20 protein-coding genes and 1 tRNA gene are annotated in these 24,865 nt (G+C 75.3%); 6 read left to right on the top strand and 15 right to left on the bottom strand.

Annotated features, from left to right (window positions below):
* Positions 1 to 10: 10 nt before the first annotated feature.
* The 4 genes from ACFYZS_RS17715 to ACFYZS_RS17700 form a co-directional block, all read right to left on the bottom strand.
* Entirely contained in the window at positions 11 to 286 is a 276-nt protein-coding gene (locus ACFYZS_RS17715; protein ID WP_389012820.1) for an acyl carrier protein, read from the bottom strand.
* A gap of 104 nt (positions 287 to 390) precedes the next feature.
* The gene (locus tag ACFYZS_RS17710) at positions 391 to 1,482 is read right to left on the bottom strand and encodes a threonine/serine dehydratase (RefSeq protein WP_389012817.1); all 1,092 of its coding nucleotides are present in this window, start codon (positions 1,480 to 1,482) and stop codon (positions 391 to 393) included.
* Positions 1,479 to 2,984: an amino acid adenylation domain-containing protein gene (locus ACFYZS_RS17705; RefSeq protein WP_389012814.1), complete on the bottom strand. Its 1,506-nt coding sequence runs from the start codon at positions 2,982 to 2,984 to the stop codon at positions 1,479 to 1,481. The genes ACFYZS_RS17710 and ACFYZS_RS17705 overlap by 4 nt, the downstream gene beginning before the upstream one ends.
* Entirely contained in the window at positions 2,984 to 5,335 is a 2,352-nt protein-coding gene (locus ACFYZS_RS17700; RefSeq protein ID WP_389012811.1) for a lantibiotic dehydratase, read from the bottom strand. Before ACFYZS_RS17700 ends, ACFYZS_RS17705 begins: the two co-directional genes overlap by 1 nt.
* Before the next feature lie 231 nt (positions 5,336 to 5,566).
* Here ACFYZS_RS17700 and ACFYZS_RS17695 point away from each other — a divergent pair, with 231 nt between their 5' ends.
* The 3 genes from ACFYZS_RS17695 (at position 5,567) to ACFYZS_RS17685 (ending at position 7,877) form a co-directional block, all read left to right on the top strand.
* Positions 5,567 to 5,770, top strand: coding sequence for an MbtH family NRPS accessory protein (locus ACFYZS_RS17695; RefSeq protein ID WP_053690667.1), 204 nt, complete (start codon positions 5,567 to 5,569; stop codon positions 5,768 to 5,770).
* Between the two features lie 278 nt (positions 5,771 to 6,048).
* Positions 6,049 to 7,518, top strand: coding sequence for a hypothetical protein (locus ACFYZS_RS17690; RefSeq protein ID WP_389012808.1), 1,470 nt, complete (start codon positions 6,049 to 6,051; stop codon positions 7,516 to 7,518).
* Positions 7,519 to 7,547: 29 nt separating this feature from the next.
* On the top strand, positions 7,548 to 7,877 hold the full coding sequence (locus tag ACFYZS_RS17685; protein ID WP_389012805.1) for a hypothetical protein: 330 nt from the start codon (positions 7,548 to 7,550) through the stop codon (positions 7,875 to 7,877).
* A 12-nt stretch (positions 7,878 to 7,889) separates the two neighbouring features.
* Here the strand turns inward: ACFYZS_RS17685 and ACFYZS_RS17680 are convergent, their stop codons facing one another.
* The 8 genes from ACFYZS_RS17680 to ACFYZS_RS17645 are packed head-to-tail and all read right to left on the bottom strand — an operon-like array spanning position 7,890 to position 19,119.
* Positions 7,890 to 9,221, bottom strand: a complete 1,332-nt coding sequence (locus tag ACFYZS_RS17680) for a protein kinase (RefSeq protein ID WP_389012802.1) — start codon at positions 9,219 to 9,221, stop codon at positions 7,890 to 7,892.
* The gene (locus ACFYZS_RS17675; protein WP_389012799.1) at positions 9,218 to 10,357 is read right to left on the bottom strand and encodes a PP2C family serine/threonine-protein phosphatase; all 1,140 of its coding nucleotides are present in this window, start codon (positions 10,355 to 10,357) and stop codon (positions 9,218 to 9,220) included. Before ACFYZS_RS17675 ends, ACFYZS_RS17680 begins: the two co-directional genes overlap by 4 nt.
* Before the next feature lie 38 nt (positions 10,358 to 10,395).
* Positions 10,396 to 11,058, bottom strand: coding sequence for a tellurium resistance protein (locus tag ACFYZS_RS17670; protein WP_389013446.1), 663 nt, complete (start codon positions 11,056 to 11,058; stop codon positions 10,396 to 10,398).
* A gap of 36 nt (positions 11,059 to 11,094) precedes the next feature.
* On the bottom strand, positions 11,095 to 11,223 hold the full coding sequence (locus ACFYZS_RS17665) for a hypothetical protein (protein WP_389012796.1): 129 nt from the start codon (positions 11,221 to 11,223) through the stop codon (positions 11,095 to 11,097).
* Positions 11,224 to 11,269: 46 nt separating this feature from the next.
* The gene (locus ACFYZS_RS17660) at positions 11,270 to 12,970 is read right to left on the bottom strand and encodes a hypothetical protein (protein WP_389012793.1); all 1,701 of its coding nucleotides are present in this window, start codon (positions 12,968 to 12,970) and stop codon (positions 11,270 to 11,272) included.
* Complete coding sequence (locus ACFYZS_RS17655) at positions 12,967 to 15,507, bottom strand: GTPase-associated protein 1-related protein (RefSeq protein ID WP_389012790.1); 2,541 nt, start codon at positions 15,505 to 15,507, stop codon at positions 12,967 to 12,969. Before ACFYZS_RS17655 ends, ACFYZS_RS17660 begins: the two co-directional genes overlap by 4 nt.
* Positions 15,504 to 16,835 carry a hypothetical protein gene (locus ACFYZS_RS17650; protein ID WP_389012787.1) on the bottom strand — a complete coding sequence of 444 codons (1,332 nt, stop codon included), beginning with the start codon at positions 16,833 to 16,835 and terminating at the stop codon, positions 15,504 to 15,506. The genes ACFYZS_RS17655 and ACFYZS_RS17650 overlap by 4 nt, the downstream gene beginning before the upstream one ends.
* A gap of 1 nt (position 16,836) precedes the next feature.
* Complete coding sequence (locus ACFYZS_RS17645) at positions 16,837 to 19,119, bottom strand: hypothetical protein (protein WP_389012784.1); 2,283 nt, start codon at positions 19,117 to 19,119, stop codon at positions 16,837 to 16,839.
* A gap of 187 nt (positions 19,120 to 19,306) precedes the next feature.
* Between ACFYZS_RS17645 and ACFYZS_RS17640 the strand changes: the two genes are divergently transcribed.
* Positions 19,307 to 21,367: a phosphocholine-specific phospholipase C gene (locus ACFYZS_RS17640; RefSeq protein WP_389012781.1), complete on the top strand. Its 2,061-nt coding sequence runs from the start codon at positions 19,307 to 19,309 to the stop codon at positions 21,365 to 21,367.
* Between the two features lie 209 nt (positions 21,368 to 21,576).
* On the top strand, positions 21,577 to 22,332 hold the full coding sequence (locus tag ACFYZS_RS17635) for an alpha/beta fold hydrolase (protein WP_389012778.1): 756 nt from the start codon (positions 21,577 to 21,579) through the stop codon (positions 22,330 to 22,332).
* 62 nt (positions 22,333 to 22,394) lie between these two features.
* Here ACFYZS_RS17635 and ACFYZS_RS17630 read toward each other — a convergent pair.
* The 3 genes from ACFYZS_RS17630 to ACFYZS_RS17620 all read right to left on the bottom strand — a co-directional run bounded on the left by ACFYZS_RS17630 (position 22,395) and on the right by ACFYZS_RS17620 (position 23,877).
* Positions 22,395 to 22,467 (bottom strand) — tRNA-His (locus ACFYZS_RS17630).
* Between the two features lie 74 nt (positions 22,468 to 22,541).
* Complete coding sequence (locus tag ACFYZS_RS17625) at positions 22,542 to 23,270, bottom strand: hypothetical protein (RefSeq protein WP_389012774.1); 729 nt, start codon at positions 23,268 to 23,270, stop codon at positions 22,542 to 22,544.
* 88 nt (positions 23,271 to 23,358) lie between these two features.
* On the bottom strand, positions 23,359 to 23,877 hold the full coding sequence (locus tag ACFYZS_RS17620; RefSeq protein ID WP_389012771.1) for a hypothetical protein: 519 nt from the start codon (positions 23,875 to 23,877) through the stop codon (positions 23,359 to 23,361).
* 138 nt (positions 23,878 to 24,015) lie between these two features.
* Here ACFYZS_RS17620 and ACFYZS_RS17615 point away from each other — a divergent pair, with 138 nt between their 5' ends.
* Positions 24,016 to 24,861 (top strand): LysR family transcriptional regulator, encoded by an 846-nt coding sequence (locus ACFYZS_RS17615; RefSeq protein WP_389012768.1) that lies wholly within the window; start codon positions 24,016 to 24,018, stop codon positions 24,859 to 24,861.
* The last annotated feature ends 4 nt before the right edge of the window (positions 24,862 to 24,865 follow it).

The following is a 24,865-nucleotide window of genomic DNA, read 5'->3' as shown; positions in this document are numbered from 1 at the left end:
GACCGGCCCCTCATGCCTGGACGAAGTCGGCGTGGACGACGTCGGCGAGGTCCGCGGGCGAGGGGTAGGCGAAGACCAGGGCCACCGGGACCTCCGCCCCGAGCGCCTCCTCGAGCCGTGCGGTGATCCGGAAGGCGGTCAGCGAGTCGCCGCCCCACTCGTAGAAGTCGCTCTGCTCGTCGAGGTCGGCGACCCCCAGGGTCTCGCGGTAGATGGAGACGACCAGCTCCGTCAGGGCGGTGGCGGTCAGCTGCGCGGTCGCGGTCTCGTTCGCGGTCATGGTCATGGGTTCTCCTCCAGGAGCGGACGCACGGGTGGCGTGTGGTGGTGGGGTGGAGCACGTGGCGTGGGTCTGTGTGTGGTGCACGTGGTGCGGGTCGTACGGGTGGTTCAGGTGGTGCAGTGGGTACGGGAGGGGGGCGCGGCCGCGGCGGCCGCCATCAGCGCCGCCTTGGTGTTGCCGCCCGAGACGACGGCCACGGCGGTGCCGGTGGAGCGGCCCGCGCGGATCGCCCCGGCCAGCGCGACCGCGCCGGAGGGCTCGGCCTCGAGTCCGCGCCGCCGCAGCAGGGCGGCCGCGGCCAGGATCTGCCCGTCGGACACCGTGACCAGGTCGTCGACCCGGTCCCGGACGACCGGATACGTCACCGCCCCCGGCTGCTGCCCGCGCAGCCCGTCGGCGACGGTGTCACCGGGCGCCAGCCGTACCGGGTGCCCCGCGGCCAGGGACCGGGCGTAGCGGGGGGTGCCCGCGGGCTCGACGCCCACCACCCGCACCGGGTGCCCGTACGCGGCGAGGCACACCCCGGCGAGCAGCCCGCCCCCGCCGGTGGGCACGTACACCGTCTCGGTGTCGGGCGCCTCGGCGAGGATCTCCAGGCCGACCGTGCCCTGTCCGGCGACCACCAGTTCGTGGTCGGAGGAGGGGATGAGCACCGCGCCCGTCTCCTCGGCCAGCTCCCGCGCCCGGGCATCGCGCTCGGCGACCCCGCCCGGCACCCGGACCGTACGCCCGCCGAGGGCCTTGATCACGGCGATCTTGGCGGGGTGCGCCCCGGCGGCCAGCACCACCGTCACCTCGGCGCCGAGCGGGGCGGCCAGCCGGGCCAGCGCGATGCCGTGGTTCCCGGAGGAGCCGGTCACGATCCGGCGGGCGCCCAGCGCCAGGACGGCGTTGGCGGCCCCGCGCAGCTTGAACGACCCTCCGTGCTGGAGGTGTTCGGCCTTCAGCAGCAGTCCCCGGCCGGTCCGGGGGAGCCCGGGCCCGGCCGGGCCCGCCAGCAGCGGGGTCCTGCGTACGTGCCCGGCGATCCGGACGGCGGCGGCCTCCACGTCGGCCCGGCCGAGCGCGAGGCCCCGGGAGGCGGCGGAGGCGGTCGGTGCGGTCGCCGCGACCGGCGCCCTGGGCGTCATGGGCGCGCGCGGCCCCGGCAGTGCGATGGACGTCCTGGAGGCGCGCGGCGCGCTCGGTGCGGTGGTCACGGCCGGCCTCCGGTCTGCGACAGGGCGCGGCGGTCGGCCTTCCCGCCGCGGGTGGTGGGCAGTTCCGCCAGCCGCGCGAACCGGCGCGGCATCAGGTGCGGGGGCAGGGTCGCGCCCAGGTGGGCGCGCAGCGCCGCGTCCTTGACCTCCGCGAGCTCCCCGGTGACGTGCGCGACCAGGAACACCCGCCCCTGCGCGTCGGTGTCGGAGGTGACGACGGCGCCCGTGACCGCGGGATGGGACAGCAGGGCGCCCTCCACCTCGGCCGGGTCCACCCGGTAGCCGCGGATCTTGACCTGGCGGTCCCGGCGCCCCAGGTACTCCAGCCCGTTCGGGCCCAGGGCCGCGAGGTCGCCCGTCCGGTACATCCGCGCACCGGGCGGCCCGAGCGGGTCGGGTACGAAGCACTCGGCCGTACGGGCGGGCCGGCCGCGGTAGCCCCGGGCCACCCCGGCCCCGCCGATGCAGACCTCCCCGACCGACCCGTCGGGCACCGGCGACAGCCCGGCGTCCAGCAGCCGGACCACGACCCCGTCGATCGGCCCGCCCACGACGTCGGTCAGGACGTCCGGCTCGGCCGGTACGGCGAAGCGGGTCGAGGTCATCGTGCACTCGGTCGGCCCGTACTGGTTGACCAGCGCGCCGGGCACCAGGGCCCGGCCGCCGGCGGTCAGGAACGGCCGCAGCGACTCACCGCTGGACACCACCACCCGCACTCCGGCGAGCAGCCGGTCCGCGTCCGGCTGCCCGGCCAGGAAGGACAGGAAGGAGGGCGTCACGCTCAGCAGCGCGGTGACCGCGTGCTCCCGCACGGCGGCGCCGAACTCCTCGGGCCGCAGCAGTGCCGAACGCGGCACCACGACCAGCCGCCCGCCCGCCAGCAGCGGGGCGAAGGTGTCGCGCAGGGAGGCGTCGTAGCCGAGCGGGGCCACCTGGAGCGCCACCGTGTCCGGCCCGAGGCCGTAGTCGCGGGCCACGAAGCGCAAGTACGAGTCCAGCCCGGCGTGTTCGACCAGGACGGCGCTGGGCTCGCCGGTGCTCCCGGAGGTGTGGCTGACGTACGCGAGGGACCGCCCGCCGAGCGGCCCGCCGGTCCCCGGGGCCTCCTCGGGCGCGCTCCCCGGGCGGTCGAGGAGTACCGGGGTCCCCGGCACCGGCAGGTCGAGCCCGCCGGCGAGGGCCGAGGTGGTCAGCAGCATGTCGGCGCCGCCGCTGCGGACCAGCGCCGCCAGCCGGGCCGCCGGCTGCTCCGGGTCGAGGCCCAGGAAGGCAGCCCCGGAGCGGAGCACCGCGGCCGGCGCCACGACGGCGTCCACCCCGCGCTCCACGGCCACCGCGCACACCGTCTCGGGCCGGGCGCCCCGGGCCCGCAGCACCGCCGCCAGCGCGTCGATCCGGGCGATGAGCTCCCCGTACGTCACCTCCCCGGCGGGGGTGGTCACCGCGATCCGGCCCGGGTCGAGGGCGGCGTGCGCGGCGATGTCGTCGACGAAGGTCCGCATCACGCGCCCCCGTCCGCGGCGGGCTCCTCCGCGGGCCGCGAGACGTCCGTGACCGTCTGGTCGACGGCGACGAAGCGCAGCTCGGAGGTGAACGAGGCGCCCTCGTCGTCGGTCAGCCAGGCCTGCTCCGGCGTCGGCAGCATCTCGCTGACCTTCAGCTTGGCCCCGGGGTCCTTGCGGGCCAGCCGGCGCGCGGCTTTCGCGAGGATGGTCAGGTAGACCGGGCTGTCGAAGTCCACGTAGAAGGGGCGGGGTTCGGTCGGCGAGACCACGAACACGAAGCGCGGCAGGTCGTGTTCCTGCCTCCAGTGCCGCGCCCGCACGTACCGCTTGGCCTCCGACTTCTCGTCGGCGAAGGAGAGGTCCGAGGCGTGGAATGCCCAGGTCTCGCGGGCCACCACCATCTTGTCGATGCTGATGCGCGGGGTGTGGTCGCCGTCGGGGCGCAGGGTGAAACGGTCCATGACGCGCTGGGTCAGGGTGTTCGCGTACACGTCCAGCAGGTCGAACGCGGCCCCGTCGGGCAGGACCGCCATCAGCAGGCCGCCCTGGTCCTCGACCCGCACGTCGGCGCACAGGACGGTGCGCGGGCGGTGCGGGTCGCCGGTGTCGTCGACCAGCGAGACGTAGTAGTCCTGCGGCCGGTCCAGCGAAGGCCTGCTGCGCGTCGACCACTTGAGCGGCAGCTCCTTGGGCAGCATCGGCAGCAGCCGGGGCCCGGGGAAGTCGAGACTGGTCTCCGCGATCAGCTGCTCGCGGTCGGGGTGCTGGTGGACGAAGAGGGAGGCGCCCATGGTGTTGAGGGCGCTGTGCATCTCGCCCAGCACCATCTCGAAGTCCCCGCGGGCCACCGCGTCCGCGCTGTCGGCGAGCAGCAGCACGTCCGGGCTGAAGTAGCGGGCCAGCGACCAGCCCGCGCCGGGCTCGTCGAACTCCTCGCGCACCCGCTCCGCGATGGCCGCCGAGGACACCCGGACCCGCCGGGCCCCCTCGGGCACGGCCAGGATCCGCGCCCATTTCTCCCGCAGCTCGGCCTGGACGGCGTCCAGGTCGCGGGCCGCCTCCGGGTACGGGGAGGGCAGGCAGCCCAGCCACATCGCCCCCAGGTCCACCGGGCCGGCCGCGCTCAGCCGCTCGTACACCGCGCGCAGCCGCGGCCGGACCCGCTCGGCGAACCGGTTCGTCATCCAGCGCGCCGCGGTGAGGCACTGCGCCAGCGGCGTCAGCTCGTCCAGCAGGGCGGTGCCGAGCGTGGCCGTCGCCGCGCGCCGGGCGTCGGAGTACACGAGGCCCCGGCAGGGAGCGGTGCGCTCTCCCTTGGAGCGCTGGGCGTCGGTGGCGGTCAGCGCCGCGAAGTCCGCCTCCAGGGCGGCGATCGCCGAGGTCAGCGCCTCGGCGTCGAGACCGGCCGCCTGTACGGCGTCCCGCCCGCGCTCCAGGACGGCCAGCTTCTCCAGGGCCGGCTCCCGCAGGGCCGGATCGCCGATCCGTTCCAGGACGGCCCGCAGCTCCCGCTCCGGGTAGGTGCCGGTCGGCACGTCGAGGCGCCAGTGCACCCACCGCTTGGCCAGCAGCCACTGGACGCTCTCGGTGGCCTGCTCCACCGAGATCCCCAGGGCCCGGGCGATGGCGGCCACGGGCCTGGTCCCGTCGCACAGGTCCAGTACGGCGCGGGCGCCCTCGCCGATGGGCTGAGGGGGCCGGCCCGGCAGGTGCACGGACAGGCCTTCGGTCCGTACGAAGGACACCCGGCGCGGCGGGATCCACGCCCGCATCGCCGGGTCGGCGTTCAGCGACTTCGCGAGGGCGTCGATGGCCCAACTGGCGAAGTACACCCGCGAGTCGGCGAGGAACCCGCCGGCGCCGGGGTCGACCTCCACTCCTTCGGTGGCGAGGTCCCAGCGGCCCCAGCCGACGGGGCCGAAGAAGCCGATGGTGTCGTTCTTGACGCAGAACCGCTGCCAGTAGTGGGCCACCAGCTCCTCGCGCTGGCGGGGCATGCTGGTCCGGCTCTCGGCGGTCGGCGTCCAGTTCAGGAACGGCGCGATCCCGGTGCGCAGCACGGCCGGGTTCTGCCAGGCCACGGCGGCCCGGAAGCGCGGCGAGGCGGCGATGTCCTGGAGCAGTTCGGCGGTGCCGACGGCGCCGGTGTCGAAGGCCCCGGTGAACGCCTCCCAGTCCGGGCCGGCGAGGGCTTCGCCCGGACCGAACTTGTCGGCGGCCAGGGCGAGTCCGGGCGGAGCCATGCGCAGGACCCCCTCGGCCGGGAAACCCGGACCGCGGAGTGCGAAGTGCTCCCACAACCGCCACCCGCCGGTGGGCAGGTGCACGATCTCTGGGGTGTCCGACATGGCGGAGCTCCTTCCAGCCTGATGGGGTGACGTGGCCGGCGGCGCTGTACCTCTCGGTCGCCACCCTGGCTGCCCCGAACACTGCCGCCGCGCGCACCGGCGCCACCAGGGAAGGAGCGGCAGCACCGACCGCCGGTCCTTCTGCGCGTTTGTCCCTATGGCGCCCCGCCCCGGGGCTGCACGCTGTGACCCATCAGGGAACAGCCGAACAACAAGGGGAGGGCCGGACCAATGACCGAGACCGACGAGAACGGCTACCGGGTCGTGCGCAACGACGAGGAGCAGTACTCCATCTGGCGTGCGGACCGGGAGCTCCCGGCGGGCTGGCAGGCCGAGGGCACCCAGGGCACCCGGCAGGAGTGCCTGGACCACATCGCCGCGGTGTGGACGGACATGCGCCCGCTGAGCCTGCGCCGGCGCATGGCCGCGTCCTGAACGGGGGCACGAACGCCGGTCGGCGTGGCTGAGCCGCGGGGGAACGGAGCCCCGCCGACCGGTGCACTCCCGGTCCGGTGCCGTGCCGGGCCCTCGCGGGCGCCGTGCCCACCGGCCGCACGACCTCGACGTGCCGCACGAGCCGCCGCCGGACGCCCGTATCGGGGGCAATCGGGGGACAGGGTGCGGGCGGGTCCGTAGGGTGGCGGGAGGAGACGGGGGAGGGGTACGTGGGGGGACGGCAGTTACCGGCGCTCGCGCAGTATCGGAAGGATGCCGTGACGCGGCATCTGTGCGCGGGCGCCCATCTGGACGAGGGCTTCGCCCGGTACGTGGACGTCGAGCTCACCGAGGACGGGCTGCGCGCCACCGGGCTCTCCCTCGGCATCGACCTGGTGGCGCTGGCCCGGCACGGGCGCGCCGCCGTGCGGCGGATCGACGTACGGGACCGGCGGCTGGCCTGGATCTGCGGGGCCGGGGTGTGGGCTGCCGTGCCCGTGCTGCTGTACGCGCTGGTCAGCGGGCTCGGGGTGCTCGCCTGCGTGGCCGCCGGGCTCGTCGTCCTCGCGTACCCGAGCGCCTGGTGGCTGGTCCACCAGGCCGAGAGCCGGGCCCGTACGGCCGCGCTCGCCGTGGAGCACGGTGCGGAGCGTGCCGCGGACCTGGCCCCGCCCGTCGAACCCGACGTGGAACAGCGCCTGTCGGAGCAGAAGCGGGCCAACGTGGTCCCGTACACCGCGAGTGCCGAGAGCACCAACCCCTTCGTCGGCAGCGGCTCCAAGCTCAAGGAGATGGTCTGGCAGCCCATCGACGTCAGCCGGCCCGCCGAGGACCCGGCCGGCAACGGCGCCAAACTGCCCATCAAGCCCTTCGACGCGGTCGACCTGCACACCTACGTGGCCCGCGAGATGGAGCACATCGCCGGCCTCAAGGGCCTCCAGGTCCGCAACCGGCTCTACGTCCTGGGCAACCACGTGCCGTACGTCGGCGCGGAACTCCTGCCCGACCGGCTGAAGCGGCCGCACGCCCAGATCCCCAAGCAGCTCGTCCAGGCGGGCCTGATGCAGTCCGGCGCCGGCATGCGCACCTACCTCAGCCTGGTCCGGGCCGGCGAGGGCGGCCGCGCCATCGTCTCCATGCACCTGCGCGCCCGGCTCCACCACCCCAGCCTCACCTGGGAGGTGTCGGCGTACGGCATCCCCCCGCTCCAGGAGCGCTTCGACCGGGTGAACCGGCTCCCCGTGGACGGGCTCGAGCGCTGGTGGGACCTGGTCTCCCACGCCACCCGCACCGCCGGGCCCGCACTGTTCGGCGCCGCCTCACGGCTCTCGCGCCGCGCCTCGGCCCGCCGCGGGCGCGCCCGCGCCCTGGAGAAGGTACGGCGCGAGATCGACAAGAAGCACCTGCTGTACGACTACGGCGCCGTCGGCAGCATCCGTGAACAGGTCTCGGACTGGGACCAGTTGGGCTACACCGAGCGCACCGACTCGCAGGACTTCCTCCAGCGCCTCCAGCAGGGTGTGCTGATAGCGACCGAGCGGTTCCTGAAGGACCACAACGTCGACACCGGCTCCTACGACCAGGCGCAGCAGGTCATCAACACCCACACCTACACCTTCCAGGGCAGTGTGCAGGCCGGTGTGATCGGCGACAACGGCACCTTCAACCAGGGCGGGCCGGGCGCGGCGCCCGGCAGGCCCCAGGGCGGCCAGAGCGGGCAGGGCGGCCCCGGCCGCGGCGCGCCCTGACCCCACGACCAGCGGAAGCAGGAGAGCGAATGGGCACCTTCAACTTCAACGGGGACGTCAACGCCGGCATCATCGGCGACCACGGCACCATCAACGTCGGACAGCAGGACGGCGGCGCCGCGCAGACCCTGCGACTGGCCGCCGAGCTCGCCCAGTGGCTGCGCGACCAGGGCGCGGCCCCGGGCCGCATCGAAGCGGCGGAGGTCCTGCACGGAGAGCTGGACCGGGCCGCGCAGGAGGGCCGTCCCGCCGAGCCGGGGGTGATCCGCCGCTCCCTGGAGACCATCACGCTCGGTCTCGGCGTCGGCAGCGGCGGACTCGCCCTCGCCCAGGAGATCAGCCGCCTCCTGGGCAACTGAGCCCCAGGAGCCCTACTTCGCCCGCACGACGGCCCGCGCGCCGCCGAAGTCCAGCTCCAGGCCCGACCGCAGCGGAACCGTCTGCCCGGGGTCGATCCGCTGGGTGGAGCCGTCCGCACGGGTGCCCGTCCACGCCGAGGCCGACCGGTTCGCCAGACCGAACCGGCCCGGCTTCTGGGGGTGTTCGGTCAGCAGCGCCACCAGCGTCCCGTCGCCGTAGTCGTGCCGCGCCGGCTCCGGGGCCAGGTGGTGCGCCTGCACCCGCGAGGAGCGGTGCAGCAGGATGTGGTGCTCGGTACGCGGCGGAGGCGTGGTCAGCACCAGCCGCGGCGGCAGCACCAGCGTGCTCCCGCAGCTCCAGCAGGTGCCCGGAGTGGTGGACCGCGGCTCGGTCATGTTCTGCCGTCCGCACTGCGCGCACTCCACCACCGCGTCGAGCACCGCGCGCAGGGTGTCCCGCCACTGCGACTCGCGGACCCGCGTCGTCGGATCGTGCAGACCCGCCGTGAAGTTCTTGGTGAACAGCTCCCGCAGCGACTCCGGGGCCGCCGCCCAGGTGGCCAGTACGGTCGCCTGCTCGGTCGGGTCGGGCGCGTTGGACCGGTCCTGCGGATCGAAGACGAACAGCGGCTGCTTCCCGTACAGCTTGCGCTCCGCCACCTCGTCGAGGCAGTGGATCGCCAACTCGCGGCGGCCCTTGAGCGGATGGTGGTTCATCAGGAACATGAACAGCAGCACCGACAGGGAGTGCAGATCGCTCTGCGTGCCGGGGGCCACTCCCGGATCGCCGCGCACCAGCTCGGGCGCCATGAACTCCATGGTCCCCGAGATCCCGGTGCTGTCGCCCTCCACCACCGCGTTGTCGTTGTCGCAGACCAGCACGTCGCCGGTGGTCGGGTCGAAGAAGATGTTGCCCCAGGAGATGTCCCGGTACGCGATCCCGCGCGAGTGCAGGGCCTGGTACGCCTCGACCATGTACAGGCAGGCCTTCAGCAGGGCCCGCGGCGAGGTGCGCAGCTGCCGCCGGAACAGCAGGGGCAGGCCCTTGAACCGGTCCGGGCGGATGCCCATCAGGTACCCGAACCCGCCGCGCCCGTCGGCGACGAAGTCCAGGGGCCACAGGAAGCGGTCGTCGTCGAAGCCGCGGCCCACCAGCTGGCGGACGATGGCCTCCTGCGCCGGGGTCGCGCAGGCCGGGTAGTACCACTTGAGCGCCTGGTACCCGGCGGGGGTGCGCACCCGGTAGACCTCCCCCTGCCCGCCCGCCCCGAGCAGGTCGAACACCTCCACGCCCAGGCCGGTGTCGGTCGTCAGCAGGGTCCCGCTGTCGAGCATGCCGCTCATTCGTCTCTCCCGTGAGGGTAGGTCGGTGGTGCCGGATCGGTGGCCGGGGGGCGGGCGGGGTCCGGGACCGGGGCCGCAGCCGTGTCCGGTGCCGTGTCCGGTCCCGCGTCCGGGGCCGGTCCCGCGGGGGTTCCCGGGTCCGTGGCCGGAGCCGCAGCCGACGCCGCTTCCGTGGCCCCTTCCGGGTCCGCGGGCGGTTGCCGGCTCACGGCGGGTTCCGGGGCCGCGGCCGGTCCTCCCGCGGCCGGCGGGGTGGCTTGGTGCCAGGCGGCCACCAGGGTGGTGTCGTCCCCCGAGTGCTGCGAGGCCCTGGCCAGCCACTGCGGGAGGACCGCCCGCACGCTGTCCGCGCCCTCCGTCGACAGCCGGTCGTCCAGCCCCGCCATGAACTGCAGGAACCCCCGGTCCGAGGCGAAGCTCTTCGACAGCCCGTCGGTGGAGACCGCGACCAGCCGGGGCGCCCGCGAGGGGGCCGTCACCGGCGCCCAGTGCGTCCGTACGCGCAGCCACGCCTCCGGGGTGCACAGCGACTCCGTCTCGTCCCCCAGGTCCGCCTCCGTCGGCGCGAGCGGTACGGTCACCCGCCCGGCGTCGTCCACGACCGTCAGCTCGCCGTCGCCGAGCTGCCAGGCCGCGAACACCCGGGGCGTGAGCACCGCGCCGACGAGCGTGCTCCCGTACAGCAGCACCTTGTGCTCCTCGGACAGGCCCGGCTCCTCGTGGGAGCTGTTCCGCGCCCAGTTGCCGAGCACCTTCTCCCGCCAGGCGCTGACCAGCTGGCGGGGGAAGGCGTGCTCGGCGTAGTGCATCAGCCAGGCCAGGCTGGGCGGCCGCTCGTCGCCGCGCGGCTGGGCGAGCGCGCCGAACCGCCGGGCCTCCTCGACGAAGAGGTCCACGGCGAAGCGGGAGCCCAGGTGGCTGCGGGCGTGCGCCGCCGAGCCGTGGCCGTCGGCCACCGCCATGATCAGCGGCTCCTCGGCCGTGCCGCGCCCCTGGACCTCGCAATAGTCCTGGTTGCGGCTCTTGTTCACGCCCTGGACGCTCTGGAGGAGCGTGGCCCACGGCGGTACGGACGCGGGTACGAACGCCGGTACGGGCCCCGGCGCGTGCGAGGGCACCGGCGGTGCGGGAGGCACGGGTGGTACGGGTGGTGGTTCCGGTGACACGGGCCCGCTCACCACACGTCGTCATCGTCGTCGTCGAGCACCGGCGGGGCGTACTGCGGCTGCTTCGCCAGCGGGTCCGTGGACCCCGCCACCATCTGCGAGGCCGCCTTGACCGCCGCCGTCGAGGCCCAGCGGATCGCCGCGGCCAGCTGTTTGGGGCTGTTCGCGTCCAGCGGCTGGAGCTCCGGATTGCCGAGGAACTCCTGGAGCACGGTGCGGTCGGCGTCCGCGCCGATCGCGATGGCCACCCGTACGGCCTTGCGCCCCCACGGGGTCGCGTCGACCGCCCGCAGCCCCGCCTTCCAGTCGTCCGTGGGCACCCCGTCGGAGACCAGCGCCAGCACCGGCTTCAGCGCCCGCTGCGGCATCGGCGGGGTGTCCAGCTCCCGGGCCACCATCTGGAGCGCCTCGCCCAGGTTGGTCATGCCGTCCACCTGGACGTCCTGCCAGGTGAAGTCGTCCACCGGTACGGGATCCTGGTGGTGCCACCGGGCCGTGGTGGAGAACGTCATCGTGCGCAGCAGCAGTTGGGCCGCCGGATTGTCGCGCGCGACAGAGCGCATCTCCGGAACGGCTTCTCTGATCGCATAGTTGAGCTGGCCGATCTTCTCGCCCTGCATCGAGTACGAGCAGTCGAGCAGCCAGATGAAGTGGACGGGCCGGTTCGCCATCGGCCCGCCGGGGATGTCACTCACCGCTAATCTCCTTCAACTCCCGAGCCATTGCGGTACGTACTGCACGAGCGCCGCCACCCCGGCGGCCGCCGTCATCAAGGCCGCCGCCACGAACAGGATCAGCATCAGCAGCCGTCCCCGTGCGATCTGCGGTGTCACCATGGGCACTTGCTCCTCTCAGTGACCTTAGGGGGTTGCCTGCCCCACGTCACAGGCTTGATCGATCCGATGCCGCCGGGTCGCCGGGTCCCGTCGGGCCGGCCGGCCCACCGGGGCGGGCGCGCCCGCGCGGGCGCGGCAGCCGCGGCTGCCGGGCCGCGGCCGGCGGGCCGCCGAACCGCAGGCCCGTCCGCGCCAGCAGCCACAGCACCGGCTCCGCCGCCCGCCGCTGCTCGGACACCAGGGCTCCCGCACCGGTGGCGGCGTGCGCGCTGACCGCCCAGTAGCGGGCCGCCGCGAAATCGTGGTCCAGGGTGCGGACCAGCCCGTCCAGCCCGATCTCGCCCAGCCAGGCCTCGACCGGCCCGTGCGGCCGCGGCAGCGAGCTCAGCCGGTCCAGCACGTCCCGCTTGGTCACCACCACCGCCACGCCCAGGCGCCCCCGCCGGCCGCCGAGGCCCTGGAGCTCCCCGGAGAAGGCCGCGTACGTGTCCACGGGACCGAGGTCGGCGGGCCGGGCCGCCACCGCCAGCCGCCCGTCGCCCTCGCGCAGGGCGCGCCGTACGTCGGGCGCGGCCAGCACGTCCGCCACCAGCACCACCCCGTCCGCGTGCGCGAGGTACTGCTGCAGCCGGGTGGTGGCCGCGTCGCGCAGCGACTCGCCCATCGGGTCGTACAGGTACAGCAGCCGCCGGCACTTGAGCGGTCCGCGCCCGCACCCGACGAGCAGCATCAGGGCACGCGGCTGCCCGCCCTGCGTCTTGAGCGCCCACCCCGAGGTCTCCACCTGCCGGCCCAGGGTGTTGACCTCGCGCCGGTCGGTGACCGATGCGAACTCGACCGTCAGCGCCGACTCGTGCGACCAGGACCGCAGGCCGTCGAGCATGGCCGCCATCAGCATGGTCTTGCCGGCGGAGGTGCCCCCGATCAGCGGCACGTGCACCACCCGCGTCGTGCCCACGGCCGCCGGCAGCTCCTGATCGCAGTGCGGGCAGCGCAGGGCGAGCTTCCGCCGGCCGGCCAGGGCGGTGGTGGGCAGCGCCCGCCCGCACCGGCAGACGTGCCGCAGCGCCCCGAACCGGCCGGGCCGCAGCTCGCGGTGGGCGGCCCCGCAGCCCGGGCAGACGTGCACGGCCAGCGGGAAGGGCCGGTAGCAGTCCGGGTACGGGCACTTCATGCGGATACCGCGGGCCAGCTTCCACAGCCGCTCCGCCCCGCGCCCGCCGGCCACTCCGGCCAGCGCCACGCCCCGTACGAGCAGCAGCTGGGCGGCGAAGGCCACCGTGATGCCGAGGAGCAGGGCGGCGGAGAGCAGCGCCGACAGCAGTGCGGCCAGTGCCGTCGCCGGGGCCAGCAACCGCAGCACGAGCCGCCCGAACACGTTCTCGGCGCGGTCGCCGGTCGTCGGGTTGCGCCCGCCCAGCAGCCGGTGGCGGACGAGCTCGTCGAGCCAGTGGTGGACCAGCAGGAACCACACGGTGCGGGCGGCCGCCCGCCCGGCGGCGACCGCGTCGATCCACATCTGGCGCGCCCAGTAGGCGGGTTGAGCCGGTTCCGGGCCCGTGTACGGGGAGATCCGCGGGTCGGGGGTTCCGGGGGTGCGCGGCGCGAACGCGGTCGTGGCCGCATCCAGGGCCAGGGCCATGAACCGCCACAGCCCGTACCCGAGGCAGACCAGCACCCCGATCGCCAGCGTGGCCCACCCGAAGATCTTCGCGATGAGCTCGATGTCGATGCCGCCGGAGGTCACGGCCGCCTCCTGTCGTCGCCGGATCCGCCGGGCCCGCCGGCGTCCCCGGGTGCGATGGGCCCGCCGGCGCCCCGCAGCGGCGGGTTGCCGGGTGCCTCCTTGGCGCCGCGCCGGCCGGAGCCGCCGAAGCGGTCCCGCAGCCGTCCGAACGCGCCGGGCCGCTGCCAGCCGCGGAAGTCCTGTGCCCAGCGGCCGCCCGGCCGGGCCAGGGCTTCCTCGACCGCGGCGAGCTGCGCCGCCGGCAGCCCCCGTACGACCGGCCGCAGCACGCCGTCGAGCAGGTCGGTGCGGGTCCGCTGCCACGCCGGGCCCGCCTGGGGCTGCGCGGACCAGCTGGTGAAGCACTCCGCCGCGTACCCGGGGTCGAGCCTGAGCCGGTCCGCCACCCGCGGATGCCGGGCGGCCCGGCGGTACGCCGCGAGCAGTTCGGCGTCGTCGCTCTCGATCAGGGCCCGCAGTTCGCTCTCGGGCCGGTCCTCGGCGAGCAGGCGGGCGGCCACCGCCGCGTAGGCGTGCTCCCGCGCCGCCGGCGTCGGGTCCGCCGTGCTCAGCGCGAGGGCCCGGCGGACCCAGCCCGGGCCGATCTCCCGGGTCCCCAGGTCCCGGGCCAGCTCCAGCAGCAGCAGCGAAGCCCGCAGCGGGGTGGGGAGCTCCCCGCCGCCGCGGCGCAGCAGTTCTACCGCGAGGGCCTCCGCGTCCCGGTCGCCGACGGGGGCGGACACGGCCGCCCGCGCGAGCAACTCCCAGGTCCCGGCCTCCCGGTGGACCCGCTCGCCCAGCGCCGACAGGGCCAGCCAGGCCTCGCCCGCGGTGGGCGGCTCAGCGCCCCACACCAGCCGCATCGCGGTCCGCAGTACCAGCGGATCCTCTTCCGGCGAGGTGCCGGAGTGCTCCAGGAGCAGGGTCAGCGCCGTGATCCGGTCCCCGTCCGCAACCGCGGGTGCCTGCGCCTGCGCGCACATCCGCAGGTGCGGCAGCGCCTCGGTGCCGGTCAGCCGCAGCGGGGTGAGGGCGAACAGCCGCGCCCCCGCGGCCGGATCGCCCGCAGCCTGATCGTCGAGCCGGGCCAGTACGAGCTCCCGCAGCCGCGGCAGCTCCGCCAGCGCGGCCCGTACCGCCTTCCCGTACGCCGGCTCCGGATCGGAGATCAGAGCGTGCGCCAACTGCCGTGCCAGGTCCGGCAGCAGGGCCTCGGTGTCCACCCCGAGGTCCGCGGCGACCCGCAACAGGCCGGCCCGCTCGGCCGGTTCGCGCGCCGGGTCGGCGAGCGCCGCTCGCAGCTCCGGTTCCAGCTCGGCGGCCAGCCGCAGCCGGGCGGACTCGCCCAGCAGCCCGGCGGGCGGCGCGGCGCCCCCGGAGCGGACCGCCCGGGCCAGCGCCAGCTCCACCAGCGGCTCGCTCACCTCCGGGGGCGCCCAGCCGGCCAGGGCGGACAGCAGCCGCCCGCTCGCGGCGGCCTCCTCGGGCCCGCGGTCCTGCGCCGGACGGGCCAGCGCCCGCGCCAGCGCGCGCAGTTGTGCGTCGTCCAGCGCGGCGCGGTGTCCGGCCGCCCAGTCGGCGGCCGCGGCGCGGCCCGCCGAGTCCAGGTCGACCCCGTCGGCGAGCGCGAGCGCGGCCAGCGGCCCCGCCTCGTACGGCCCGGCCGCCCCGCTCGACGAGGCACCGGGAGGTCCGGGAGGCAGCTGCTGGACGTGCGCGAACAGCTGCTGCCGCTGCGCCTGCCAGATGCGGGCGGCGGTCTGCGCCCACGGATCGGGGGCCGCGGCGGGCGCCGCCGCGCGGGCGGCGTCGTACACCCGGTAGCGGTGCTCCTGTCCGGCGAGGCTCAGACCGTCCTCCGGCACCACCCCGATGATCTGCTGCCGGGCGAACTGCGGCCGCCGGGTGTACGTGGTGAAGGTGAGCCACTGCCCGCTCCGGTGCGGCAGCACACTGCAGGCCAGCATGATCCACCAGGCCACGGCCTCGCTGTCCTGCTCCACCAGGACCACCTGCGGGGCCGCCGGATCCTCCACGAGCCGGCGCACATCGGCGAAGAACCCCGCGAGCCAGCGCCCGCGGGCCGCCACGAAGACCGCCAGCGCATCGAAGTCCAGCGAGCCAGGGGCGGGCACCGCCGCCAGTGGCGGCACGGGCGCTCCGGCCGGCGGGGAGTCGGCCGCCCACTGCGCGGAGCCCCAGGCCGTGATCGGCAGGTGTCCGCCGGCCGGCCGGTCGGGATCGGCGGGCTGCGGCAGATGGACCGCGTGGGCGTGGAAATTGCCCCAGCGTCCGCTGTAGTCGGCGCCCGTGTACACCGAGCGGGCCAGCAGCCGGCTGCCATCGGAGAGCACGTTCAGGCTCAAGGCCTGGGGAAAGGAACGAAGTTGGTCCGCGCTCGGGCGCGGCGGCGCGTCCCGGGGCGGCTCGTACCCGATCAGCTGCTCGGCCTCGCGCAGCAGTGAGGCGGGCACCCCGGGGCTGACGGCCGTGAACCGGAAACCCGAGCCGTCCGGACCCGGGGGCGCCGAGGTGTAGTGCAGTTGCGCGAGGTTCACGCCTCTCCTCCCGAACCGTGGCGCGGGCCCTCGGCCCCGCTCGCCGTGGCGGCCGTACGACGGCCCGCGCCGCCACCTCCACCGCCGCCGGTCCCGCCGCCGGTCCCGGAGCGCGGCAGCAGCCCGCCCAGCCCCAGCAGCCACAGCAGCGGGTCCTCGACCCGCAGCGGCTGCGGTCCCGACTTCGGGGCGTCGGCCGGGGCGTGCGCGGGCGGCGGGGAGCCCAGCGCCGAGAGCCCGAACAGCGACAGCTGCGCGAAGTCCCGGTCCAGCTGCCGGAACAGCGCCCCCGAGTCCCAGCCGTCGAGCAGTCCCCGCATCTCCTCGTGCACCGCCAGCCGGTCCTCGTCGTCCACCGCCCCGCCCGCGTGGTCGGCATTGCGCCGCAGCGGGGAGTGCGGCCCCACCAGCGAGAACAGGGAGTCCGTCTTGGTCACCGCGACGGCCACGGGCGTGGTGACCCGGCCGCGCGAGGTGCCCCGCCCGTGGGCCCGCAGCTGCGCCGCGAGGTCCGCCGCGATCTGCTGCGGCGGGGTCTCCACCGTGGGCAGCGGCAGGTCCGCGTCCACCGGCAGCTGGTCCCGTACGGCCCGCATCTGGAGCGGGTCCACGAGCAGGATGATCCCGTCGGCGGCCGCCAGGTAGTGCGTGTAGCGGTCCATGGCCTCGGCGCTGCCCAGGTCCTCGCCCGCCGCGTCGAAGAACACCAGCGCGGTGTGCCGGCTGCCGTCCCCGCGCAGCCGGCGGCGCAGCGGCAGGCTCAGCCGGTACAGCAGCGGGTCGTTGAAGCCGAGCGCCGCGGGTCTGGTCGCCTCCGGCAGCCGCAGTCGGTCGTACAGGTCCTCGGCCATCTCCCGGTCCCGGCGCTGGGTTTCCCCGCCCATCGCCGTGATGGAGGCGCCGTAGGCCCGGCCGACCCGGTTGCGCAGCTCGTTGATCAGCACCGAGACGTACGTGCTCTTGCCGGACGCCTTGGGCCCCAGCAGGGCGATGATCCGGGTGTCCTGGTCGGTGTAGTCGCTCGGGAAGTCGCTGTGGCAGCGCAGGCAGACCCGGACCGGGGTGGACACCCCGCAGCGCGGGCAGTCCGCGCGCGTGCCCCCGCCGCTGACGAGGCGGCCGGCGAGGCCGCGCGGGGCGGTGAAGACCGGTCCGCGCATCTTGAGCGCGGGCGGCACGCTCGGACCCATGAATTCCGCCCAGGTGTCGTCGAGTTCGGCGGTGCACGGTTTGCCGCCGCGCACTCCCGTGGCGGACATCTGGCAGCGGAACGGCAGCCGGGTGGCGGCCGAGCGGTCGAAGCAGTAGGGGCAGACGACGGAGGTCATGTCAGCGGACCACCAGGGAGGTGAGGGAGGGCTCGTCGAGCCGGACGGAGGCGGCACGGCCGCCGAGGAGGAAACCGCGTACGGCATACGGGCCGCGGCCGGGAGGGTGGGGAGGGATCTCGCGCTCGACGGTCCCCGAGACCGCGAGCTCGGCGCCGGTCACCCGGCACAACTCGGCGCCGTCGGAGGGCCGGTGGGGCCGGGGCCCGCCACCGCCCGCTCCGCGGACGAGGACGAAGTCGGGCAGCCCGGAGCCGGGGTCCCCGCCGGGGGAGTGCAGGCTCACCCGGAGCACGGCGGGCCCGCGCCGCAGCATCCGCCGGGGCCCGGGCAGGACCCGGTACGCGATGGCCACCTCGGCCCCGAGGGCCGCCTGCCCGGCGTCGCGCGGGGCGGCCGCGACCGCGTGCGCGCTGCGCGGGGCGGCGTACGCGCAGACGCGGACGGCGCCGGGGCCGACCGGCAGCTCCAGCCCCTCGCGCAGGAACACGGCCCGCACGACGGGGTGTTCGGTCCGCTCGCCGCCGGATTCGGGGGTGACGGCGACGATGACCCGGCCGGCCCCGTCGGGCCAGTCGAAGCTGACCTTGGCCCGCCCGGCGGAGGTCCGCCGGACCGTGAGCCCGCGGACCCCCTCGGGGGCCTCGACCGCCACGCCGGGCCCGGCCAGCGCCCGCTCGCCCAGGACCGCGACGGCGCTGACGGTGGCCAGCGTGCCGGGCGGCGGCTGGGCGATCCCGGCGGCGTCCACCCAGGCCAGCGGGGCGGGCAGCTCGGCGGCCACCAGCTCGGCGCCCTCGGCGGGAGCCGCCCCCGGCCACTGGACGAACCGTACGTCGCCCCCGGCGCCCCCCGTCCACCGGAGCTCCAGCCCGCCGGCCCCGCGGACGGCGGCCCTGAGCCCGGCCACCGGCTCCGGCCAGGGATGCACCCTGACGGCGGCCTCGATCCCGCCGGACACCGCCTCGCCGCCCGCGCCCGCGTACCGGCACCGCACCCGGACCACGTACTCCCCGGGCCCGATCCCCTCCGCCCGCACGCCCTCCCGGCCGTCCTCCCCGGCGCCCGCGCCGGCCGGACCCGCGCCGGCCGGACCCGCGGGGCTCGGGGTGCCGAGGTCCGTGGTGTGCCCCTCGGGGTCGGTCAGGGTCACCCGTACGCCGGTCGCGCCGGGCGGGCGGAGCCAGGTGACCCCGACGCGGGAGCGGCCGTCGGTGAGGCGGAGCTCCGTCACCTCGGGGGCCACCAGCAGCGGGGCGCTGATCAGCGGGGTGCCGCCGTCGGCCGGGAGGGCCACGTACCGCACCTGACGGCCGAGCGGGGCCCGGCCGTCCGTCAGCGGGCCCGCGCCGAGCGGACCCGGTACCTCCGGGAGCGGTGTGGTGACCGGCTCGTGCCGGGTCAGCCGGACGATCCGCCAGACCCCGTCCGGGTCGGCGCCGGGCGGTCTGCGCAGGGCCACTGCGCCCGGCACCGCGGACGCCTCCAGCGGGCCGGGCCCGCCCTCGGCCGGCCGGTGGGTGCGGACCAGGCCCCGCACCGCGCGCGGGCAGTCCCAGGCCAGCGCGGCCGCCCGTCCGTACGCCGCCGCGGCCTGCTCCCGCTCCCCCCGGTCCTCGTGCGCGCGGCCCTCGTCCAGCAGGGCGTCCGCCGCCCGTACCCGACCGGCCAGCTCGGCCAGCCGGCCCGCCAGCAGCGCATCCGCGCCCGCCGCGGTCCGCGGCAGCGCGGCGGCGCTCCGGGCGGCGGCCCGCACCCGCCCGGCCAGCCACGCGTCCTCCAGCCCCTCGGCGGCCGCCCGCTGCGCGGGGTCCAGCCGGGGGCTCGCGGCGGTGGCGTGCACCAGGGCCGCCGCCTCGTCGGGGTCGACCCCGAACCCGGCGGCGGTCTCCGGCAGGTCCCCCCGGGGATGGTCGTGCAGCAGCCGCACCAGCTGGTACAGCAGGATCCGCCGCAGCGCGGCAGGGTCCCGCTCCTGGATCCCTGCCAGCCGGTCCAGCAGCGCCACGGCCTCGGCGTCCGCCCGGGCGGCCCGCAGATCCCGCAGCTCCCGCAGTGCCTCGGGGCCCACATGGCGCCGCCTGCCGGGACCCTCGACCGCGAAGATCCCGTCGAGTACCCGCAACCGCCCCCCGGCCGCGACCAGTAACTCGCCCAAGTGGCTTAAGCCCAGGGCCTGTTGCGCGGAGACGAGTTCCCCGTACCGTGCCACCAGCGGAGCGGCCGGCAGGCCGGAAAGTGCGCGGGAGCGCCCCAGGGCGTGCCCGAACTCGGTCCCCGCCATCTGCTCCGCACCCCCCGTGCAGTGTGTCTGGGAGGTCATTTCAGCAGATGCACGGGGTGTCCGGGAGGTCTTTCCGTTCTCCAGCTGTACCGCGTCGCGTCACGAACCGATCTCCGTCCGGTACCCCGGGACCGCTCTCCTTGGGGCGCCCCTCGACAACCCCCTCACCCGCAGAGGTCGTCATCCCATGGCTGAACTCAATCGCCGCAGGTTCCTGCAGATCGCGGGCGGAACCGCTGCGGCCGCGATGCTGAACGAGAGCATCGCGCGCGCGGCCGCCATCCCGGCGCAGGGCGCCACCGGCACCATCCAGGACATCGAGCACATCGTGGTCCTCATGCAGGAGAACCGGTCCTTCGACCAGTACTTCGGCTCGATGAAGGGCGTACGGGGCTTCGGCGACCCGCGTCCGGTCCTCCAGGACAACGGAAAGTCCGTCTTCTACCAGTCCAACGGGACGAAGGACATCCTCCCCTTCAACCCGCAGGTCACCAACCTGGGCATGCAGTTCGTCGAGGGCCTCAACCACGACTGGGCCGGCGGCCACGCCGCGTACAACAACGGCAAGTACGACAAGTGGGTCCCGGCCAAGACGGCGACCACGATGGCGTACATGAAGCGGAACGACATCCCCTTCCACTACGCGCTCGCCGACGCCTTCACCGTCTGCGACGCCTACCACTGCTCCTTCATCGGCGCGACCGACCCGAACCGCTACTACATGTGGACGGGCCACACGGGCAACGACGGCACGGGCGGCGGCCCGGTCCTCGGCAACCAGGAGGCCGGCTACGGCTGGAAGACCTACCCGGAGCGCCTGGAGGCGGCCGGGGTCTCCTGGAAGATCTACCAGGACATCGGCGACGGCCTGAACGCGGCCGGCGGGTGGGGCTGGATCAGCGACGCCTTCCGCGGCAACTACGGCGACAACTCGCTGCTGTACTTCAACGCCTACCGCAACGCGGCGCCGGGCAGCGCCCTGTACGAGAAGGCCCGTACGGGCACCAACGCCAAGGCGGGCGAGGGCTACTTCGACAAGCTGCGCGCCGACGTCGTGGCCGGCACCCTGCCCCAGGTCTCCTGGATAGCCGCCCCCGAGGCCTTCAGCGAGCACCCGAACTGGCCGGTCAACTTCGGTGCCTGGTACATCTCGCAGGTCCTGGACGCGCTGACCGCCAACCCGGCGGTGTGGGCCAAGACGGCGTTCTTCATCACCTACGACGAGAACGACGGCTTCTTCGACCACGTCGTCCCGCCGTACCCGCCGGCCTCCGCCGCGTGGGGCCTGTCCACCGCCGACGTCACCCGGGACCTGTACGCCGGGGGCGGCGGCTACGCGGCCGGCCCGTACGGCCTCGGCCCGCGCGTCCCGATGATCGTGGTCTCCCCGTGGAGCAAGGGCGGCTACGTCTGCTCCGAGACCTTCGACCACACCTCGGTGATCCGCTTCATGGAGAAGCGCTTCGGCGTGCAGGAGCCCAACATCTCGCCGTGGCGCCGCGCGGTATGCGGCGACCTGACCTCGGCGTTCGACTTCACCAAGGCCGACGCGACGCCGGCGGCCCTGCCCTCCACGGCCGGCTACGTCCCGCCGGACCACAACGCGCACCCCTCCTACCACCCGGTCCCGCCGGCGACGGGCACCCTGCCCAGGCAGGAGGCGGGCGCGAAGCCGACGCGCGCGCTGGGCTACGCCCCCTACGTGGACGGCAGGGCCACCGCCTCCACGGGCCAGTTCACGCTGACCTTCTCCTCCGGCCCCACCCTCGGCGCGCACTTCCACAGCACCTCGGGCAACCGGACGGACGGCCCCTGGCCCTACACGGTCGAGGCGGGCAAGACCCTGTCCGACACCTGGAGCACCAGCAGCTCCACCGGCAACCAGATCAACCTGACGGTCTGGGGTCCGAACGGGTTCCTGCGCACCTGGAAGGGCCCGGCGAAGAAGACCGGCCCCGAGGTCACGGCCCGCCACGACGCCGCCACCGGCAACCTGAAGCTGACGCTGACGAACTCCGCCGCGGCGGCGGTCGACCTCACGGTGACCAACGCCTACGGCGGCGCGACCCAGACCCTCCGGGTCGCGGCGGGCGGCACGGCCACGTATACGGCGGACCTCTCCACGACGGGCCGCTGGTACGACGTGAAGGTCACCTCCGGAGCGGACACCACCTTCCTGCGCCGCTTCGCGGGCCACGTGGAAACCGGCGCCCCGGGCGTCTCGGACCCGGCGATCAAGACCGTCTGACATCACTCTCCGGGGTGGCCGCCCCGGCTTTCGCGCGCCGCGGAGTCAACGCTTGCGTTGACTCCGCGGGCGTGGCTCAACGGGAAGTGATCCTCGTGGGCGAGGTGGCGGCCGCGTCACGCGCGGCGAACCGGCCGGTGTGACGGCGGGGCGGCTGGGCAGAACGTACGGCGTCCGGCTCCGGCATCCCCGTCACCGAGGGAGAACGCATGGCCATCGCCCACCGCAGGATCGGCACCGGCCCCGTCCGCGTCATCGTGCTGCACGACTGGTTCGGCACCTCCGCGAACTGGGGCTCCGTACTTGACTACTTGGACCCCGAGGGGTTCTCGTACGTCTTCCTCGACTACCGCGGCTACGGCGACCGCAGGGACGTCGCCGGCCGCTACACCCTCCCCGAGATCGCCGACGACGTCCTCGCGCTCGCCGACGAGATCGGCTGGGACGCGTTCTCGCTCATGGGCCACTCCATGGGCGGCAAGGCCATGCAGCAGGTCCTGGTCCGGGCCCCCGAGCGGATCGAGAAGCTGATCGGGATCAACCCGGTCCCCGCCGGCCCGTACGAGATGGACGACGCGACCCACGCCCTCTTCCACGGCGCCGCGGGCAGCGCCGAGAACCGGCGGACCATCCTCGACCTGGTCACCGGCCACCGCGCGAGCCGCCACTGGCTGGACCGGATGATCGGGCACTCCCTCGACGTCTCCCGCCCGGAGGCCTTCGCCGCCTACCTGGAGAGCTGGCAGCCGCTGGACCTGTCCGCCGCCGTGAAGGGCAGCACCGTCCCGGTGCTCGTCCTCGCGGGCGAGCACGACCTCGCCCTGACCCCCGAGGTGATGCGGGCGACCTGGCAGGTCTCGTACCCCAACTGCCGGGTCCACCCCGTGCCCGGCGCCGGCCACTACCCGCCGCACGAGACCCCGGTCGCCTTCGCCGCGGCGGTGGAGGCGTTCCTCCGGGGGTAGCGGGAGAGGCGGACGCAAAAAACCCCTGGGGTACGAGGAGACCTCGTACCCCAGGGGATCAGGGTGAGTGACGGGACTTGAACCCGCGGCCACCTGGACCACAACCAGGTGCTCTACCAACTGAGCTACACCCACCACGAAGGGCGGCGGACCGCCCGTTCGATGTGCATGCACAGCATAGCTGATCAGGAGGGTGGTCCCGCCACGCGTTATCCGGCCGCGGCGTGTGCGACGGCCGCCGTCGCGAGCGCCTTCACGACCGGGTGCGGGCGGGTTCCGTCCCCCGAGAGCTCCGGCTGGAACAGCGTGGCCAGGAAGAACGGGTGCCCCGGCAGCTCCGCGATCCGCGCCTGCCCCTCCTCGTCGTGCCCCGACAGCCGCAGCCCGTGCGCGGCGAGCACCGGCAGGTACCGCGGCTCGGGTCCGTAGCCGCAGTGGTAGCGCTCCATGGACCGCTCCGCGCCGAGCGCGGACTCGGCGAGCGAGCCCGGCTCGGCCCGTACGAGGCCCTCGTGCCCGACGAGCGAGCAGGCGAGCGGGGCGATCAGCAGCTCCTCGGCCCCGGGGTCGTTCTCGGCGTGCGCGACCCCGGCCAGTCCGCAGACCGAGCGGGCGTACTCCAGCAGCGTGTGCTGGAAGCCGCCGCAGGTGCCGAGGAACGCGATGCCCTCCTCCCGCGCCACCCGGATCGCGGCGAGCGCCCCCGCCTCGCTGGCGTACGGGCTGCCGGGCAGCAGCCAGATCGCGTCGAAACGGGCCAGGGCCCCGGAGGCGGCCTCGGCCTCGGCGTCGGAGGTGGGGATCCAGTACGCGTCGAGGACGAGCCCGTCGCGGGAGGCGAGGGCGTCGAGGAGGAGCGGGATCCGGGTGTGGGACTTCACATGGGGGGAGCGGTCGCCGACGAGGGCGATGCGCGCGGTGGCGGTGGCGGTGGTCATGCCGATCATCCTGCGACGCCGGTCCGGTTCAGCGCCAACGATTGTTCCTGCATGTTCGATAAGCGGAGCTGATCGGCGCCTCGGCGCTTCAGTGCTTCAGTGCGGCCTTGGTGGCCACGAGGACCAGCCCGAGGACGAGGTTGACGACCCCCTCGGTCGCCAACTGGCCGCGGGTGGCGCCGGCGCGGGCGGCGCCGATGCAGGCCCAGGCGACCTGCTGGACCACCGCCACGCCCATGGCGAGCCACGCCGTCGCGACGTAGTCCAGGTCGAGGAGGCCGCTGAGGGCGACGGCGGCCGCGGGCAGGGCGGCGGCCTCGACGATGGGCCACTCGTGCAGGGCGACGCGGCGGATCTCGTGCCGGCTCCACGGCTCGCCGACCAGCCGCTCCCCTGCCAGCTGGGCGTATACGTGCGTGGCCCAGAACACCAGCCCCGTGACGATCAGCAGGATCACGAGCTGGACCCGCGGATACTCGCCGGCCGTGCCGGCGGTGGCCACCACGGAGGTGGCGAGGAGGGAGCCGTAGACGGCCCCGGCGGAGTCGGTCCGGCGTGCGCGCTGTGGCCTGCTGCGGCCTTCGGGCCGGCCACTGGGGATGCTCACCCTGCCACGATAGGGAGCCCGCACCCCGCCACCGCCCGGCCACGCCGAAGGTACGCCCGCCTGCGCGCGTCTGCCGGCCCGGCCCGCCCGCGCGCCCCGGCCCGCCGCGCCCGCCCCGCGGTGGTGCACGCTGGCGCCATGGATCCGCACCTCCTGCGCACCTTCGTCACCGTCGCCCGGCTGTCCTCCTTCTCCGGGGCCGCCCGCGAGCTCGGCTACACCCAGTCCGCCGTGTCCCAGCACATCGCCGCCCTCGAAGGCGACCTGAGGGCGGAGCTCCTCACCCGGCGGCCCGTCGAGCCGACCCCGGCCGGGGTGCGGCTGCTGGAGCACGCCGGGCCGCTGCTGCTGCGGCTCGACGCGGCCCGGGCCGACGTGCTGCGGCTGGCCGCCGCGCCGCCCGGGCGGGTCACCGTGGCCGCGTCCCCGCTCGCGGTCGGGCCCCGGCTGCTGGCCGCGCTGCCCGCCACCGGGGTCTCGCTGCGGGTGCTGCCGCCCGCCGAGGTGCCGGCCGCGGTCGCCACCGGCGGCTGCGACCTCGGGCTGGTCGACGGCCTCGCCGCGCCCAGCGACCCGCTCCGGCTGCCCGACGTGGCCCCGCTCACCGTCACCGGAGCCGGCGAGGACGCCCTCGCCGTACTGCTCCCGGCCGGACACCCCTGCGCCGGGCGGGCCTCGCTCCGGCTGGAGGACCTCGCCGACGCCCGCTGGATCGACGCCCCCGGGGTGGCGCCGGCGCCCGCCGCCGTCCGCACCGGCCCGGCCCTGCACTACGAGGGCACCGACCTGCACGCCCTGTGCGCCCTCGCCGCCGCCGGGCACGGCCTGGTCCTGCTGCCCCGCCGGGTGGCCGGGGCCGCCGGGGCAGGGGTCGCCGTACCGCTGTCCGACCCGCGCCTGGTGCACCGTACGGAACTCCTCGCCCCCGGCACCCCGACCCCGGCCGCCACCGCCCTGGCCGCCCGGCTCACGGCGTCCCGGTAACCCC

It is taken from the genome of Streptomyces sp. NPDC001903 (assembly GCF_042891345.1).
GTDB lineage: Bacteria > Actinomycetota > Actinomycetes > Streptomycetales > Streptomycetaceae > Streptomyces.
Note: the sequence above shows the minus strand (reverse complement) of the source record. Positions and strands in the feature narration are given on the sequence as shown.

What these genes read in the sequence shown, in the direction of transcription:
- ACFYZS_RS17625 (WP_389012774.1), bottom strand. Translation starts at nt 23,270, where the DNA reads ATGACCACCGCCACCGCCACCGCGCGCATCGCCCTCGTCGGCGACCGC.
- ACFYZS_RS17670 (WP_389013446.1), bottom strand. Translation starts at nt 11,058, where the DNA reads ATGGCGAACCGGCCCGTCCACTTCATCTGGCTGCTCGACTGCTCGTAC.
- ACFYZS_RS17645 (WP_389012784.1), bottom strand. Translation starts at nt 19,119, where the DNA reads ATGGCGGGGACCGAGTTCGGGCACGCCCTGGGGCGCTCCCGCGCACTT.
- ACFYZS_RS17650 (WP_389012787.1), bottom strand. Translation starts at nt 16,835, where the DNA reads ATGACCTCCGTCGTCTGCCCCTACTGCTTCGACCGCTCGGCCGCCACC.
- ACFYZS_RS17685 (WP_389012805.1), top strand. Translation starts at nt 7,548, where the DNA reads ATGGGCACCTTCAACTTCAACGGGGACGTCAACGCCGGCATCATCGGC.
- ACFYZS_RS17700 (WP_389012811.1), bottom strand. Translation starts at nt 5,335, where the DNA reads ATGTCGGACACCCCAGAGATCGTGCACCTGCCCACCGGCGGGTGGCGG.
- ACFYZS_RS17665 (WP_389012796.1), bottom strand. Translation starts at nt 11,223, where the DNA reads ATGGTGACACCGCAGATCGCACGGGGACGGCTGCTGATGCTGATCCTG.
- ACFYZS_RS17705 (WP_389012814.1), bottom strand. Translation starts at nt 2,984, where the DNA reads ATGCGGACCTTCGTCGACGACATCGCCGCGCACGCCGCCCTCGACCCG.
- ACFYZS_RS17615 (WP_389012768.1), top strand. Translation starts at nt 24,016, where the DNA reads ATGGATCCGCACCTCCTGCGCACCTTCGTCACCGTCGCCCGGCTGTCC.
- ACFYZS_RS17635 (WP_389012778.1), top strand. Translation starts at nt 21,577, where the DNA reads ATGGCCATCGCCCACCGCAGGATCGGCACCGGCCCCGTCCGCGTCATC.
- ACFYZS_RS17680 (WP_389012802.1), bottom strand. Translation starts at nt 9,221, where the DNA reads ATGAGCGGCATGCTCGACAGCGGGACCCTGCTGACGACCGACACCGGC.
- ACFYZS_RS17715 (WP_389012820.1), bottom strand. Translation starts at nt 286, where the DNA reads ATGACCATGACCGCGAACGAGACCGCGACCGCGCAGCTGACCGCCACC.
- ACFYZS_RS17640 (WP_389012781.1), top strand. Translation starts at nt 19,307, where the DNA reads ATGGCTGAACTCAATCGCCGCAGGTTCCTGCAGATCGCGGGCGGAACC.
- ACFYZS_RS17695 (WP_053690667.1), top strand. Translation starts at nt 5,567, where the DNA reads ATGACCGAGACCGACGAGAACGGCTACCGGGTCGTGCGCAACGACGAG.